Below are 14,299 nucleotides of genomic sequence, written 5' to 3'. Positions count from 1 at the left end.
ATGGCCGCTCGCGCTCCGGCACCGCGCCGCAGGTCAGCGCCTCCGGCCCTGACCTGGTAAAGAGTCGGAAAATCCGGTTCAGGAGGTGTGGCCGAAGCCGCTCGCGTGGATGACCCGGCCGTGGTGGTGGCGTCGGTGGCTGTCGGGCTCGCGGTGGAGGGCGACGAGAGCCGCGTCGTCGTTGAGGCGCCCGCGGGTATGGGCGTACAGGTCGCGTTGGATGTGGTGGAGCAGTGATTCGGGACCGGCCTTGTGCCACTGGGCGGCCCGTGCCTCGAAGGGGTAGAAGCGACCGGCGGCGTCACGGGCTTCGATGACGCCGTCCGTGTAGAGCAGGAGTGTGTCGCCCGGCTCGAAGGAGGCCATGTCGATGGCGTAGTCGTCCGGCCCCGTCTCCGCGATCCCCAGGGGCGGCGCGGGGTGCAGGGTGGGGACGGTCAGGGCGTTACCGGGGCTGAGCAACAGGGGAGGGGGGTGCCCGCAGCTGATCATGCGGATGACGGGGTCGTCGTCGGGTATTTCCAGGAGCAGGGTGGTGGCGAAGCGTTCGCCGGCCTCGGCGGTCGGCTCGAAGTCGGCCAGGTAGCGGGTCACGCTCTGCTCGAGGGTGGCGGCCAGATCGGGGAGGGTGGCGTGCCGGTGGGCGGCTTCGCGGAAAGCTCCGAGCAGGAGCGCGGATTCGCCGATGGCGGACAGGCCCTTGCCGCGCACATCTCCGATCATGATGCGCACCCCGCCGATGATGCGGGTGGCCGCGTACAGGTCACCGCCGATCTGTGCCTCGTCCTCGGCGGCCAGATACAGGCAGGCGATCCGCAAGGGGCCCATCCGCTCGGGCAGCGGCCACAGCAGGCTGTGCTGCGCGGCTTCCGCGACGGACCGCACCTGGGCCAGCTGGCGCTGGTGCCGCTCGCGGACCAGGCAGAAGAACACGATCAGGGCCGACAGCACCGCCAGGGCGAGGATCTGCACCAGCACGTTGCGCGAGAACAGCACGCCGAAGTGCCAGCCGATGTACGCCTGTGCCGCCACGGTCAGGAAGCCGATCAGCCCGGTCAGCCAGGGCCCGGCGAACGAGGCGGTGATCGCGGGTGCGATGACCAGGAGCGGGCCGAGATGGACGTCCTCCGGGACCATCTGGTCCACCATCGTGATCACCAGGATGAGCACGATCGGGATCAGCAGCAGCGCGTGGCTCGACGCCCGTGGCTGCCGCACCCCGGCGAAGCCGTGCCCGGCGTTCACGTCTTCCACAGTGCCACCACCGAGCGCGCCTGACGACCAGGGACCGCTGCGGACGTTCTGGCCGAGGCGGAAGGCGTCGGCAGGGCCCCTTCACTCGGTCCTCAGGTCGGCCCGCTCACGTCGGCACCCTTCAGTGCCGCCCCGCCACCCGGTCCGCCAGCTTCGCCAGACGTGAGGACTCCGTGCCCGGCCGCAGGCGTTCGCGCTGGTCGGCGGTGCGGTAGGTGGCGTACATGCCGTGGACGCCGAGCCAGCGGAAGGGTTCGGGTTCCCACTTGCGGACCTTGTGGTCGACCCAGGGCAGGTCGGTCAGCTCGGTGCGGCCGCCCTGGCCGGAGTCCTGCTGGACCAGGTCGCGCAGGGTGCGGGCGGCCAGGTTGGTGGTGGCTACGCCGGAGCCGACGTAGCCGCCGGCCCAGCCGAGGCCCGTCGAGCGGTCGAGGGTCACCGTGGCGCACCAGTCGCGGGGTACGCCGAGGACGCCCGACCAGGCGTGTGTCACCCGGACCCCGGCCAGGGCCGGGAAGAAGCGGGTCAGGATCTCCCGGAGGGCTTCGACGGTCGCATCCTGCGTGCGGCCGTCGTTGTCCGTCCTCGAGCCGAAGCGGTACGGCATGCCCCGGCCGCCGAGTGCGATGCGGCCGTCGGCGGTGCGCTGGGCGTACATGTAGGCGTGGGCCATGTCACCGAGGGTTTCGCGGCCGTCCCAGCCGATGGCCGCCCACTGGTCCCCGGTCAGCGGCTCGGTGGCGATCATGGAGGAGTTCATGGGGAGCCAGGTGCGCTTCTGGCCCTTCAGGGAGGCGGTGAAGCCCTCGGTGCAGCGCAGGATGTAGGGGGCGCGGACGGTGCCGTAGGGGGTGACGGCGTGCCTGGGGCGGATCTCGGTGACCGGGGTCGACTCGTGGATCGTGACCCCGAGGGCCTCCACCGCCGCCGCGAGGCCCTTGACCAGCTTCACGGGGTGCAGCCGGGCGCCGTGCGGGGTCCAGGTGGAGCCGACCGCGTCGGCGATGCGGATGCGTTCGGCGGTCTGACGGGCGCCGTACAGTTCGCGGTCCTTCTCGCCGTAGGACAGCTCGTGTTCGTGGAAGGCCTTCAGACGGGCCAGTTGGGCGGGGGTGGTGGCCACTTCGAGGACGCCGCCTTTGTGGATGTCGGCGTCGATGCCCTCGGCCTCGGCCACCGCGATCACCTCGGCGACGGTGTCGTTCATCGCCTGCTGCAGGCGTACGGCGGCTTCGTGGCCGTGCAGCCGGGCGTACCGGTCGCGGCCGGCGATGCCGTTGTAGAGCCAGCCGCCGTTGCGGCCGGAGGCGCCGTAGCCGCAGAACTTCTGTTCCAGGACGGTGATGCGGAGGAAGGGGGCGGCCTTCTTCAGGTAGTAGGCGGTCCACAGGCCGGTGTAGCCGCCGCCGATGATGGCGACGTCGGCGGTCGCGTCCCCGGGCAGTGGCTCGCGTACCGCGGGGAGACCGTCGTCCGCGTACCAGAAGGAGATTCCGCCGTTGACCACACTGCGTGCCGAGCTGCTCATGGCCGGGACGTTAACCCCTGGGAGCGGCCGGTGTCTCCTTCGGATTCCATGCTTTTCCGCGGCCTCTGGTCAGGGGGTAGCAGGCCAGTCCGATCAGTACGGAGACCAGGTGGCCGAGTTCGGTGAAGGTGCGTCCCTGCACCAGGGGCAGGGTGAAGACGATGAGGATGGCCGGCAGATACGCGTAGCGCCAGGGGGGTGCGATGCGGTAGGTGAGGACGCCGATGACGCCGGCGAGTGCGTAACTGACGCCGATGTCGAGGGTGTTGAGGGCGGAGTACGGGGCGATGCCGTCGCGGACGGCCTTCAGCAGGGCGCCCTCGCTGATGAGCGTGGCCAGGACGTGGGCCAGCGCGCACACCGCGAACCAGCGGGCGGTGCCGAGCCAGCGTTCGGCGGGTGCGTGGAAGACGGTGTACAGCAGGACGTAGGGGAGCCAGCGGCCGCTGTCGATCCACATCGCGCTGGCCACGAGGACCCGTACGGGGTTGTGTGACAGTTCGTGGATGTTGGTCGACCGCTGCCGCAGGAAGTGCTGCTCGAACTCCGGCGACATCTGGTGCAGCGCGACGGTCGTGAGGAACAGGACCGCCAGCCACACGTATGCGCCGGGAGCACTGCGGATGTACGCCCACACGCCGCTCAGGCCCCGGTTGATTCGCATGAGCCGATTCACGCACGCCAGTGTCGTCCGGTTCGTGATTGACATCCCCGGTGATCTCACGGAGGCCCAGGAGACGTACAACGGTGCGGCGGGGCGGGCGTTCACCGCCGCGCTGCGGGTGCGGGACGGCGACGGGGCCGTACGGCCGCTGGACCACGATCCGGCGACGGGCACCATGCTCCTGGAGCGGCTGGACGAGTCGCGGATGCGGTCCGCCGTGGCCGACACGCGTGAGGCCGTCGCGGAGCCCGGTGACCGGCTGCTGCACCGGGCTCCGCACTGGGACGTGGAGGACGGCCGGCCGGTCGAGGAGCGGCAGCTGGAGATCGCCCGACGTCAGGTGACTGATTCGGGCAGCGGGGCGTCGGCCGGCGCCCCGTGTTTTGGGGCCTTGGCCGTGACCATCAGGCCGGCCGTAAGGCCCGCCAGGAGCATCACGCCGGCCGCCCACCAGATGGCGATGGTGTAGCCGTGGACGACGCCGGCCGGGACCACGAGGGCCTTGGGCGCGCCGGTGCGCAGGTGGGCGGTGATGTAGGCCGTGCTGCTGGTCGTGGCGATGGTGTTGAGCAGCGCCGTACCGATCGAACCGCCCACCTGCTGCGAGGTGTTGACGGTCGCGGAGGTGACGCCGGAGTCGCGTGGTGCGACACCGGCGGTCGCGGTGGCGAACACGGGCATGAAGGTCAGACCCATGCCGAGGCCCATGAGGACGAGGGCGGGCAGGATCTCGGTGGTGTAGGAGGAGTGGACCGTCATGCGGGTGAGGAGCGTCATGCCGCCCGCGGCGAGGACCATGCCGGGGGCCATGAGCATGCGCGGAGCCACGTGCTGCAGCAGCCGTGCGGAGATCTGCGTGGAGCCGGTGATGATCGCGGCGGTGAGGGGCAGGTAGGCGAGGCCCGTCCTGACCGGTGAGTAGCCGAGGATGATCTGCAGGTAGTAGGTCATGAACAGGAACAGGCCGAACATGCCGATCGTCGCCAGCATCATGGTCAGGAAGCAGCCGGCGCGGTTGCGGTCCTTGATGATGTGCAGCGGGAGCAGGGGGCTCGGGGCCCGGTTCTGCCACCAGACGAACGCGGTGAGCAGGGCCACGCCGCTCGCGAAGAGGGCGAGGACCAGCGGGTCGCTCCAGCCGCGCGGCTCCGCCTCGCTGAAGCCGGAGACGATCGCGACGAGGCCGCCGCAGCCGAGCAGGGCGCCGGGGACGTCGAGGCCGGCCTCGCGGTGGCCGGGGCGGTCGTGCAGGAGGGCGAAGGCACCGACCACGGCGAGGACGGCGATGGGCACGTTGACGTACAGACACCAGCGCCAGTTGAGGTACTCGGTGAGCAGGCCGCCGACGATGAACCCGATCGCCGAGCCACTGCCGGCGAGGGCGCCGTAGACGCCGAAGGCCTTTCCGCGTTCGCGGGGGTCGGTGAAGGTCGTGGTCAGCAGGGAGAGCGCGGAGGGCGCGAGGACGGCGGCGAAGGCACCCTGGAGCGCGCGGGCGCCGAAGAGCATGCCGGAGCTGGTGGCGGCGCCGCCGATGGCCGAGGCGACGGCGAAGCCGATGAGTCCGATGACGAAGGTGCGTTTGCGTCCGACGAGGTCGGCGATGCGGCCGCCGAGCAGGAGGAGGCCGCCGAAGGCGAGGGTGTAGGCGGTGATCACCCACTGCCGGTTGCCGTCGGACATGTGCAGGGCGTGCTGGGCGGAGGGGAGCGCGATGTTCACGATCGTCGCGTCCAGGACGACCATCAGCTGGGCGAGGGCGATGACGACAAGGCCCCACCAGCGGTGCGGATCGGTCCCCTCGGGGGTCTTCCGGAAGGGGTCGGCTTCACCTGTCCGGCCGGTACTCATCTGGCCAGAAGACCACGGATCGGGGCGTATTGCATCCGTCTGTGCGTTCCGGCCGTCCGGGGCCTCGTCCGTGGGTTTCGGCGGGTGCTTCATGGTTCCAGTACCACCTTTCCGATCGTGCGGCGGTTCTCGAGTGCGCGGTGCGCGGCGGCCGCGTCCGCGAGGGGGAAACGGGTGACGGCGGGGCGCAGCCGGCCGTGGGCGGCCTCGGCGAGCGCGCGCTGTTCGAGTGCGCGCAGGCCGCCCGCCCTGCGGAGCATCTCGGGGCCGAGCACGGACCGGGAGACGCCCTCGACGAAGTGCCCCCCGCCCTCCCCGATGCCTTCCGCCGACCAGCCGAAGACCAGGTGCCGCCCGCCGGGCCCGAGGAGGGCGACGGCGTGCCGGGCGGCCTCGCCGCCGACGCCGTCGTAGACGATCGAGGCCTGCCGGGCCCCGAGTTCGGCCCGGACCTTCGCGGGCCAGGCGGTGTCGGTGTAGTCGACGGCCAGGCCGGCGCCGTTCGCCAAGACCCGGGCCGTCTTCTCCGGGCCGCCCGCGAGTCCGATCACGGTGGCGCCGGCGTTCCTGGCGTACTGCACGAGCAGGGTGCCGATGCCTCCGGCGGCGGCCGGTACGACGACCACGTCGTCCGGGCCCGGCTCGGCGAACCCCGCGATCCCGAGCGCTGTACGCCCGGTGCCGATCATGGCGACGGCGGCGGCGAAGTCCAGGTTCAGCGGGATGTCGTGCACGCGGTCGACGTCGGTGACGGCGAGTTCGGCGTACCCTCCGGGCGCGAAACCGAGGTGGGCCACGACCCGCCTGCCCAGCCACAGCCCGTCGACGCCGTCGCCGAGCGCGTCCACGACCCCCGCGACCTCGCGGCCCGGCACGGTCGGCAGGGCGGGCCGCTCGGGCAGCGGGCCGCGGTGCCCGGCGCGCAGGGCGGCGTCGAGCAGGTGCACCCCGGCCGCGGCGACCGCGATCCGCACCTGACCCGGTCCGGGGACCGGGTCCGGGGCCTGTTCGTAGGTGAGGTTCTCGGCGGGACCGAAGGCGTAGAGGCGTACGGCGTGCATGGTGACCCCCCTGGAGGACGGCTGTGTCATCGCATCCACGCTCCGGCCTCAAGCGCGCTTGAGGTCAAGGGCGGGCCGGCCGAGGATCAGGGACACCGCGGTGACCGCGCTGTTGAAGGACACCTCCGACAGCACGCCCGGCGCCGCCACCTGGTCGCCGGCGAGATAGACCCCGTCGCCGCGGTCCACGGCGGGCCGGTCCCGCCAGCTGCTTCCCGGCAGGTCCAGGGCCCCGGTACGGCCGTCCGCCACCGCCTCCCGCCGCCAGGTCAGCCGCTCCCGCCAGCCCGGGAAGCCCAGGTCGAGAAGTTCCTCGGCGCGGGCCAGACCGTCGGCGCGGGACTCGCCCGGCCCGATCGGGAACTGCCCCTGGACCAGCTGCTCCCCGGCCGGGGCGAGGGACGCATCCGGCGCCGTGCACCGCTCCAGCCAGCCGGTCGCGTCGAGGTCGGAGAGGACGAAGGGGTCACCGCGCCGGGCGCGTACGGCGAGGTCGAGCAGGACGGTACGGCCGCTCGGCCAGGTCAGCGAGTCGTCGCCGAGCAGCCGCCGGGCGGCGGCGAGCGAGGTGGCGACGACCACGGGGGTGCCGGTGGGCAGTGCGTCGACGCGGGACAGTGTCTCGACCCGCACGCCCAGGTTCCAGGCGCGTGCGGCCATCCGGTCGATCAGGGAGCCCCAGCCGCCGACCGGGTAGTGCGCCTCCGGCGGCAGCTTGGTGGCCCGGCGCAGCCGTTCCTGCACGAACGCGGCGGACAGGGCGCCGGGGTCGTGGTGGAAGAGCGCGACGGCCGCGTAGTGCGCCGCGGCGCGGGCTCCCTCCTCCCCTGCGACACCGGTCGCCCAGGACAGGAAGTCGGCGTCGACGGGCGCCTGCCGGACGCCCGGGCGCAGCAGCTTCAGCATCCCGAAGGGCGGGGTGCGGCGCAGCGCGCCGTGGTGCCGCAGCCGCAGCCGGGCGGCCTCCAGGGCCGGTATCGGGGCGAGCGGTCCGATCAGCTTCCGCTGCCTGAGCCAGGCCCAGTGCGGGCCGCCGTTGTAGAGGGCGTGCGGGCCCTCGTTGATGCGGTACGGCCCCGCGGCGGTGCGGGCCCGGCCGCCCAGGGTGTGATGGGCCTCGTACACGGTGACCTCGGCGCCTGCCTCGGCCGCGGTGATCGCGGCGGTGAGCCCGGCGAAGCCGCCGCCGACGACGGTGATGCGGTGCGCGGTGCGGTGCGTGGTGCCGCGGTGCAGGGGGCGCTGCACGGGGTGGTTCATGGGTGGGGCCCTCCCTCGATCGGTACACCTGGTCCGTGCGTACGGCTGTCGGTCCGTAACTAGGACTGATGGGCGGGCCGGAATGTGACATCGTCCGGGTTTTCGCAGGTCAGGGCGATTGTCAGTGGTGGGGTGCAGCATGGGGGCATGGCGAGGAGAGCGACGGGCGGCCGTGCGGCGGGCCGGGCAGGGGTGAAGGGCGCGCGACGGCCGGAGCTGCGGCTGCCGCCCCTCCGGCCGTGGCCGGACGGCGAGTTGGAGCCGGACGGGGACTACGACGGGCTGGACTTCCGGGACGCCGACCTGACCGGGCAGGACGGCGTGGGCGCCCGGTTCATGGACTGCGCACTGACCGGCTGCGTGATGGACGGTACGGCGCTGGGCCGGGCCAGAGTGCTGGACTCGGTCCTGACCGGGCTGCGCGGGGTGGGCACGCATCTCGCCGAGTCCACGTTCCGGGACGTCGAGCTGATCGACGCCCGGCTGGGCGGCACCCAGCTGCACGGCGCCGTCCTGGAGCGGGTCGTCATCCGCGGCGGCAAGATCGACTACCTCAACATGCGGGAGGCCGGCCTGAAGGACGTCGTCTTCGAGTCCTGCGTCCTGGTCGAGCCGGACTTCGCGGGCGCGACCCTGGAGCGGGTGGAGTTCGTCGACTGCGCGCTGCGAGAGGCCGACTTCGGCGGCGCGACACTGAAGGACGTGGACCTGCGCGGGGCCGCGCCACTGGAGATCGTGCGGGGGCTGGACCGGCTGTCGGGGGCGGTGATCAGCACCGGGCAACTGCTGGATCTGGCGCCGGTGTTGGCGGCGGAAATGGGCATCCGGGTGGAGTAGGCCCTACGGCACGCGTGGAAAGCGGGCCTGCAGAGTCCAGACGGCCGGGTTCTCCGACAGGTCCTCGTGGAGGTCGGTCAGGTCGGCGATCAGGTCGTGCAGGAAGTCGCGGGCCTCGCGGCGCAGTTCGGCGTGGGAGAAGGACAGCGGGGACTCCTCGGCCGGCACCCAGTCGGCGGTGATGTCGACCCAGCCGAAGCGGCGCTCGAACAGCATCCGGTCGGTGGACTCGGTGAAGTCCAGCTCCGCGCGCTGCGGCCGGGCGGCGCGGGAGCCCATCGGGTCCCGGTCCAGCCGCTCCACGATGTCACACAGCGCCCACGCGAAGTCCAGCACCGGCACCCATCCCCAGGCTGTGGACAGCTCCCGGTCCGTCTTGGTGTCCGCGAGATACACGTCACCGCAGAACAGGTCGTGCCGCAGCGCGTGGACGTCCGCGCGGCGGTAGTCGGTCTGCGGGGGGTCCGGGAACCGGTTGGAGAGGGCGTAGCCGATGTCGAGCACGGGAGAGATGGTGTCACGCCCCGGCAGGACCACCGGACACTCGGACCACTCGGACCCCGGCACTTAAGATCACTGACATGTCCAGATCCGTACGCCTTGTGCCGGCCGTCGCGGTCCTGCTCACCCTTGCTCTGACCGGCACCGCATGCGACGGCGGTGTGCGCGGCACCCCCGGCGGCTCCGGCGTACGCGACCCCTACTTCCCGAAGGCCGGCAACGGCGGCTACGACGTCGGGCACTACGACCTCACCCTGGACTACACCCCCGCCACCCGCCGTCTCACCGGCACGGCGGTCATCACCGCCCGCGCCACCCAGGACCTGTCCGCCTTCGACCTCGACCTCGCCGGGCTGCAGGTCGACTCGGTCACCGTCGAGGGCACACAGGCCCGCTTCAACCGGGCCGGCCAGGAACTCACCGTCCGCCCGCACGACGATCTGAGCAGGGGCGAGACCTTCCGCACCACCGTCCGCTACGCGGGCACCCCGCAGACCCTCACCGACCCCGACGGCTCGAAGGAGGGCTGGCTGCCCACCGCCGACGGCGCCCTCGGCCTCGGCGAACCCGTCGGCTCCATGGCCTGGTTCCCGGGCAACAACCACCCCTCGGACAAGGCGACCTACGACATCACCGTCACCGTCCCCGAGGGCCTGCAGGCCGTCTCCAACGGCGAGTTGGCGGACCAGTCCACCAAGGGCGGCCGTACGACCTGGCACTGGCACACCGCGCAGCCCATGGCGACCTACCTCGCCACGGTCGCCGTCGGGCACTTCGACCTCACCCGCACCACCGGGCCGCACGGGCTGCCGATCCTCACCGCCGTCGACCCCACCCAGGCGAAGGCGAGCGAGAAGGTGCTCGCGCAGCTCCCCGACATCATCAGATGGGAGGAGATCAACTTCGGGCCGTACCCCTTCTCCTCCACCGGCGCGATCGTCGACCGCCCCGATGACGCCGGCTATGCCCTGGAGACCCAGAACCGGCCCGTCGTCCCCGGCGCCCCGGACACCGGCACCCTCGTGCACGAACTCGCCCACCAGTGGTACGGCGACTCGGTCACCCCGAAGTCCTGGCAGGACATGTGGCTCAACGAGGGCTTCGCCACCTACGCGGAGTGGCTGTGGCGGGAGGACCACGGCGGCGAGAGCGTCCAGCAGACGTTCATGGACCAGTACAACAGCGACGACAAGTCCATCTGGGCCTACCCGCCCGCGAAACCGTCGAGCGCCGCCCACATATCCGACAGCCCCGTCTACGAGCGCGGCGCGATGGTCCTGCAGAAGATCCGGCAGAAGGTCGGCGACGACGCGTTCTACGACATCATCCAGGGCTGGGCCGCCGCTCACCGCGGCGGCAACGTGAGCACCGCCGACTTCACCGCGTACGTGGAGAAGAAGGCCCCGCACAAGGACTTCACCGAGATCTGGAGGGACTGGCTGTACGGGGACGGCAAACCGGCCCATCCCTGACCGGCGAACCCGCGGTCGGGAGACGGCGCGCCGAGTCCCGTGCCGGCCGGTGTCGTCCACTTCTCCGCCGGCTCAGTCCTCCCACGCGTCCAGCAGTCCCGCGAGCCCCGGCGGCCACACCGGCTCGGGTGCCTCGGCCAGTTCCCGGCGGGTCCACCAGCGCCAGGTGAGGATGCCGTCGGCGGTGTGCGCGGCGGCGAGCCGGGGGCCGCCGACCGGGTCCCGGCGCGGGCCGCGGGTGACGTAGACGTGCTCGTGCTGGCGGACGGGGGTTCCCGTGTGGGTGAAGTCGTGTTCCCACGTGCACATCAGCGGGCCCGGCTCCAGGTCGGTCCAGCCGGTCTCCTCGGCCAGCTCCCGCAGGGCCCCCTCGCGCGGGGACTCGCCGGGCTCCAGGCCGCCGCCGGGCAGCGCCCAGTGGACGCCGACCTCGACGTTGTCGTACCGGAACAGAAGCACCGCGCCGTCCGGCGCCACCACGGCGATCCGGGCCGCCTTCCTCGGTGTGCGCGACTGCTCGCCCAGCACCTTGCGCAGCACGGCGCAGGGGCGGCCGAGCGCCCGGTCGGGGCGGTGGTCGATCACCTCATAGCCGAGGGCGGTCCAGAAGGCCAGCGCCTTGGGGTTGTTGGCGAGGACGGCGAGCCGTACGGCGCTGCGGCGGCCCTGGGCGCGGAAACGGGCCTCGACGAGTTCCGCGAGGGCGCGGCCGTAGCCCTTGCCGTGCTCGTCCGCGTGCACCATCAGCAGCCCGATCCACGGGTCCGGGTCGACGGGTTGCGGATGGTGGGCGAGCGTGCCCGCGAGTCCGACGAGGCGCCCCTCCTCCGTGCGGGCGAGCAGCACGTCGGCGCCCGGCACGGCCAGGTCCTCGGCCAGCGCGGCCGCGACCTGCTCGGGACGTATGTCGTCCGGATCGGGGAAGTCACCGCTGAGCCGGTGGAACTCGCGGTTGGACGCGTAGAGCGCGGTGAGTTCGCTCAGCAACGGGGCCGGGATGTCCGGGCCGGGGGAGAGGGCTTCGAGAATCACGCAGGCAAGCTATCCCCGAGGAGCCGTTGCACACCTCCGGATTTGTGTCGCCGGGGAGCGTGGAAGCCCCGGGCCGCGTACGGCCGGGCACGGGGCTTCCCGCGGGGGACGCGCGTCCGCCGGACGTTCGCCTCCGTCAGACGTTCACGCCGAAGTCCTGGGCGATGCCGACCAGGCCCGAGGCGTAACCCTGGCCCACCGCGCGGAACTTCCACTCCGCGCCGTTGCGGTACAGCTCGCCGAAGACCATGGCCGTCTCGGTGGCGGCGTCCTCGGAGAGGTCGTAGCGGGCGATCTCGGCGCCGCCGGCCTGGTTGACGATGCGGATGTAGGCGTTGCGGACCTGGCCGAAGTTCTGGCCGCGGTTCTCGGCGTCGTAGATGGAGACCGGGAAGACGACCTTGTCGATGTCGGCCGGGAGCGCGGCCAGGTTGACGTTGATCGCCTCGTCGTCGCCCTCGCCCTCGCCGGTGCGGTTGTCACCGGTGTGGACGATGGTGTTGTCCGGGGTCTGCTTGTTGTTGAAGAAGACGAAGTGCGCGTCCGAGAAGACCTTGCCCTGGGTGTTGACCGCGATGGCGGAGGCGTCCAGGTCGAAGTCCGTGCCGGTGGTGGTGCGGACGTCCCAGCCGAGGCCCACGGTGACGGCGGTCAGGCCCGGAGCCTCCTTGGTGAGCGAGACGTTGCCACCCTTGGACAGGCTTACAGCCATGTTGGGAGTCCTTTCCTCTGGATATGTGTGGTGCAGTGCCGTTGAAGCTACCGTCACCGGGAAGAACGTCGAGGGGGGTCCCGGTGGTTCCGGATCCCTTTACCTTTTTTACCGAGCACCTTTTTCACCGGGCGTGAGGTCCGGGCCCGGAAATCCAGGTGACGTGGACCGGGCGGGACCGGGAACATGGACCCCATGTCCGGTCCCTACGTCATCCGTGGCTCCGTCTCCCTTCCCGAGGCCGAGCTGATGTGGCGTTTCTCCAGGTCGTCCGGGCCCGGCGGGCAGCATGTCAACACCAGCGACTCACAGGTGGAGCTGCGCTTCGACCTGGCCCGCACCGAGGCGCTGCCCGCGGTCTGGAAGGAGCGGGCGCTGCAGCGGCTCGCGGGCCGGCTCGTCGACGGCGTGGTGACCGTACGGGCCTCCGAGCACCGCTCCCAGTGGCGCAACCGCGAGACCGCCGCCGTACGGCTCGCCGCCCTGCTCGCGGAGGCCAGCGCGCCCCCGCCCAAGCCGCGCAGACCGACCCGGATCCCGCGCGGCATCAACGAACGCCGGCTGCGGGAGAAGAAGCAGCGCTCGGAGACGAAGCGGGGCCGCACGGGCCGGGACTGGGCCTGAGCCCGGCGGGCACGGGGCGGCGCCCGCCACCCGCACGGTCCGTCACCCGCACGGCCCGCCGTCGCGCCGGTGAGCCGTCACATTCGCCGCCCGCCGTTCGTCAGTGAGTCAGTGAGTCAGTGAGGTGGGGGACCACCAGGGCGACGGAGAGGCCGGGCATCCCGATGAGCGACGACGAGCGGCAGCACCGCGACGACGAGTTTCTCGCCGAGCGGTTCGAGGCGTACCGGGGGCATCTGCGGGCCGTGGCCTACCGGATGCTGGGCTCGGTCGCGGAGGCCGAGGACGCGGTGCAGGAGGCGTGGTTCCGGCTGAGCCGGTCCGACACGCGTGAGGTGGGCAACCTCGGGGGCTGGCTGACGACCGTCGTCGGCCGGGTCTGCCTCGACATGCTCCGCTCCCGCCGCTCCCGGGGCGAGGAGCCCCTGGACACCTGGCTGCCCGGGGCCTCCGCCGAGCCGGACCCGGCACAGGACGCGGTGCTCGCGGACTCGGTCGGGGTGGCCCTGCTCGTCGTCCTCGACACGCTCTCGCCGGCCGAACGGCTGGCGTTCGTGCTGCACGATCTGTTCGGGGTGCCGTTCGAGGAGGTCGGCGGGATCCTCGGGCGCAGCCCGGCCGCGGCACGGCAGCTGGCCAGCCGGGCGCGGCGCCGGGTGCGGGGCGCGGACGCGCCGGAGGCCGACCTGGTGCGGCAGCGGGAGGTGGTCGACGCGTTCCTGGCGGCCGCCCGGGAGGGGGACTTCGACGGCTTGCTGGAGGTGCTCGACCCGGACGTGGTGGCGCGCGGCGAGTCGGGTGTGACCGCCGGCGCGGTGCGGGTCGCCTCCGGCGCGAAGAGCTTCGCCCATCTGGCCCGCGTGGCGCGTCCCGCGCTGGTGGACGGGGCGACGGGGCTGGTCGTGTACGCCGGGGATCGCCTCGAGCGGGTCCTGGCGTTCACCTTCGTGGCCGACCGCATCACGGCCATCGACGTCGTGACGAACCCGGAGGACCTGGCCGAGCTGACCATCGAGCCGGCGTAGCCGGGCCGGCGGCCGTCACCGGAGGTCCAGCACCCCCACCGTCTGGCCCCCGCTCGTCTCGCCGTTCTTGCGGAAGCCCAGGCGGAGGTAGAAGTCCTCGGGGCCGTCCGGGCCCGGGTGCCAGGTGACGTACAGCTCCTTGCCGCCGCGGCGGCGGATCTCGGCGGCGACGGAGTCGACGGCGAAGCGGCCGTAGCCGCGGCCCTGTTCCTCGGCGGCGATGTTCAGCCGCCACAGCCCGGAGCGGTGCACGCTGCCGTCGCCGTGCCAGTCGATGCCGAGGAAGGCCATCAGAAAGCCGACCGGGCGGTCGTCGTCCACGATCAGCCGGGGCCAGGCGACACCGGTGGGGTGGACGTACGCCTCGGCGAGGGACTTCACGACGGGCGCGACCGCGTGCTCCTGGTCGGGGCGGATCCGGAGGCCGATCGCGGCGTCGAGGTTCGCGGGGGTGACTTCTTCCAGACGAGAGGTCATC

14 protein-coding genes and 1 pseudogene are annotated in these 14,299 nt (G+C 72.2%); 5 read left to right on the top strand and 10 right to left on the bottom strand.

Features of this window, described 5'->3' with window-relative positions; all coding sequences use genetic code 11:
- Nucleotides 1-78: 78 nt before the first annotated feature.
- The 3 genes from ABT288_RS02045 to ABT288_RS02035 form a co-directional block, all read right to left on the bottom strand.
- Nucleotides 79-1,254 (bottom strand): PP2C family protein-serine/threonine phosphatase, encoded by a 1,176-nt coding sequence (locus tag ABT288_RS02045; protein WP_351601620.1) that lies wholly within the window; start codon nt 1,252-1,254, stop codon nt 79-81.
- Nucleotides 1,255-1,375: 121 nt separating this feature from the next.
- Nucleotides 1,376-2,782, bottom strand: coding sequence for an NAD(P)/FAD-dependent oxidoreductase (locus ABT288_RS02040; RefSeq protein WP_351601617.1), 1,407 nt, complete (start codon nt 2,780-2,782; stop codon nt 1,376-1,378).
- A gap of 10 nt (nt 2,783-2,792) precedes the next feature.
- A complete protein-coding gene (locus ABT288_RS02035) occupies nt 2,793-3,446 on the bottom strand; it encodes a rhomboid-like protein (protein WP_351601614.1) in 654 nt (217 codons plus the stop codon).
- On the opposite strand from ABT288_RS02035, the pseudogene ABT288_RS02030 reads away from it, so the two are divergent.
- Nucleotides 3,445-3,714, top strand: a pseudogene (locus ABT288_RS02030) (hydroxyurea phosphotransferase); the annotation flags it as partial. The gene ABT288_RS02035 and the pseudogene ABT288_RS02030 overlap by 2 nt on opposite strands.
- 68 nt (nt 3,715-3,782) lie before the next feature.
- Here ABT288_RS02030 and ABT288_RS02025 read toward each other — a convergent pair.
- The 3 genes from ABT288_RS02025 to ABT288_RS02015 form a co-directional block, all read right to left on the bottom strand.
- Nucleotides 3,783-5,297, bottom strand: a complete 1,515-nt coding sequence (locus ABT288_RS02025) for an MFS transporter (RefSeq protein WP_351601611.1) — start codon at nt 5,295-5,297, stop codon at nt 3,783-3,785.
- 89 nt (nt 5,298-5,386) lie between these two features.
- Nucleotides 5,387-6,358 (bottom strand): zinc-binding dehydrogenase, encoded by a 972-nt coding sequence (locus ABT288_RS02020; RefSeq protein WP_351601836.1) that lies wholly within the window; start codon nt 6,356-6,358, stop codon nt 5,387-5,389.
- A gap of 48 nt (nt 6,359-6,406) precedes the next feature.
- On the bottom strand, nt 6,407-7,618 hold the full coding sequence (locus ABT288_RS02015; protein WP_351601608.1) for an NAD(P)-binding protein: 1,212 nt from the start codon (nt 7,616-7,618) through the stop codon (nt 6,407-6,409).
- Nucleotides 7,619-7,765: 147 nt separating this feature from the next.
- Here ABT288_RS02015 and ABT288_RS02010 point away from each other — a divergent pair, with 147 nt between their 5' ends.
- Complete coding sequence (locus ABT288_RS02010; protein ID WP_351601605.1) at nt 7,766-8,455, top strand: pentapeptide repeat-containing protein; 690 nt, start codon at nt 7,766-7,768, stop codon at nt 8,453-8,455.
- Between the two features lie 3 nt (nt 8,456-8,458).
- Here ABT288_RS02010 and ABT288_RS02005 read toward each other — a convergent pair whose 3' ends face one another.
- Nucleotides 8,459-8,959 carry a hypothetical protein gene (locus ABT288_RS02005; protein WP_351601602.1) on the bottom strand — a complete coding sequence of 167 codons (501 nt, stop codon included), beginning with the start codon at nt 8,957-8,959 and terminating at the stop codon, nt 8,459-8,461.
- A gap of 77 nt (nt 8,960-9,036) precedes the next feature.
- Between ABT288_RS02005 and ABT288_RS02000 the strand changes: the two genes are divergently transcribed.
- Nucleotides 9,037-10,428, top strand: a complete 1,392-nt coding sequence (locus tag ABT288_RS02000) for a M1 family metallopeptidase (protein ID WP_351601599.1) — start codon at nt 9,037-9,039, stop codon at nt 10,426-10,428.
- A 72-nt stretch (nt 10,429-10,500) separates the two neighbouring features.
- Here ABT288_RS02000 and ABT288_RS01995 read toward each other — a convergent pair whose 3' ends face one another.
- Together ABT288_RS01995 and ABT288_RS01990 are read right to left on the bottom strand one after the other, a co-directional pair.
- Complete coding sequence (locus ABT288_RS01995) at nt 10,501-11,460, bottom strand: bifunctional GNAT family N-acetyltransferase/NUDIX hydrolase (protein ID WP_351601596.1); 960 nt, start codon at nt 11,458-11,460, stop codon at nt 10,501-10,503.
- Nucleotides 11,461-11,596: 136 nt separating this feature from the next.
- Nucleotides 11,597-12,172, bottom strand: a complete 576-nt coding sequence (locus ABT288_RS01990; RefSeq protein WP_351601593.1) for a TerD family protein — start codon at nt 12,170-12,172, stop codon at nt 11,597-11,599.
- Nucleotides 12,173-12,358: 186 nt separating this feature from the next.
- Here ABT288_RS01990 and arfB point away from each other — a divergent pair, with 186 nt between their 5' ends.
- Entirely contained in the window at nt 12,359-12,796 is a 438-nt protein-coding gene (gene arfB, locus ABT288_RS01985; protein ID WP_351601590.1) for an alternative ribosome rescue aminoacyl-tRNA hydrolase ArfB, read from the top strand.
- Between the two features lie 164 nt (nt 12,797-12,960).
- Nucleotides 12,961-13,821, top strand: coding sequence for a sigma-70 family RNA polymerase sigma factor (locus tag ABT288_RS01980; protein WP_351601587.1), 861 nt, complete (start codon nt 12,961-12,963; stop codon nt 13,819-13,821).
- 15 nt (nt 13,822-13,836) lie between these two features.
- Here ABT288_RS01980 and ABT288_RS01975 read toward each other — a convergent pair whose 3' ends face one another.
- Nucleotides 13,837-14,298: a GNAT family N-acetyltransferase gene (locus ABT288_RS01975; RefSeq protein WP_351601585.1), complete on the bottom strand. Its 462-nt coding sequence runs from the start codon at nt 14,296-14,298 to the stop codon at nt 13,837-13,839.
- Between the last annotated feature and the right edge of the window lies 1 nt (nt 14,299).

The organism is Streptomyces sp. NPDC001093, assembly GCF_040298985.1.
GTDB lineage: Bacteria > Actinomycetota > Actinomycetes > Streptomycetales > Streptomycetaceae > Streptomyces.
This window is presented reverse-complemented; position numbering and strand designations above follow the sequence as displayed.

Excerpts from the sequence above, each read along its gene's own strand:
- ABT288_RS02040 (WP_351601617.1), bottom strand. The coding sequence starts at position 2,782 with ATGAGCAGCTCGGCACGCAGTGTGGTCAACGGCGGAATCTCCTTCTGG.
- ABT288_RS02035 (WP_351601614.1), bottom strand. The coding sequence starts at position 3,446 with ATGCGAATCAACCGGGGCCTGAGCGGCGTGTGGGCGTACATCCGCAGT.
- ABT288_RS02025 (WP_351601611.1), bottom strand. The coding sequence starts at position 5,297 with ATGAGTACCGGCCGGACAGGTGAAGCCGACCCCTTCCGGAAGACCCCC.
- ABT288_RS02020 (WP_351601836.1), bottom strand. The coding sequence starts at position 6,358 with ATGCACGCCGTACGCCTCTACGCCTTCGGTCCCGCCGAGAACCTCACC.
- ABT288_RS02015 (WP_351601608.1), bottom strand. The coding sequence starts at position 7,618 with ATGAACCACCCCGTGCAGCGCCCCCTGCACCGCGGCACCACGCACCGC.
- ABT288_RS02010 (WP_351601605.1), top strand. The coding sequence starts at position 7,766 with ATGGCGAGGAGAGCGACGGGCGGCCGTGCGGCGGGCCGGGCAGGGGTG.
- ABT288_RS02000 (WP_351601599.1), top strand. The coding sequence starts at position 9,037 with ATGTCCAGATCCGTACGCCTTGTGCCGGCCGTCGCGGTCCTGCTCACC.
- ABT288_RS01990 (WP_351601593.1), bottom strand. The coding sequence starts at position 12,172 with ATGGCTGTAAGCCTGTCCAAGGGTGGCAACGTCTCGCTCACCAAGGAG.
- arfB (WP_351601590.1), top strand. The coding sequence starts at position 12,359 with ATGGACCCCATGTCCGGTCCCTACGTCATCCGTGGCTCCGTCTCCCTT.
- ABT288_RS01980 (WP_351601587.1), top strand. The coding sequence starts at position 12,961 with ATGAGCGACGACGAGCGGCAGCACCGCGACGACGAGTTTCTCGCCGAG.
- ABT288_RS01975 (WP_351601585.1), bottom strand. The coding sequence starts at position 14,298 with ATGACCTCTCGTCTGGAAGAAGTCACCCCCGCGAACCTCGACGCCGCG.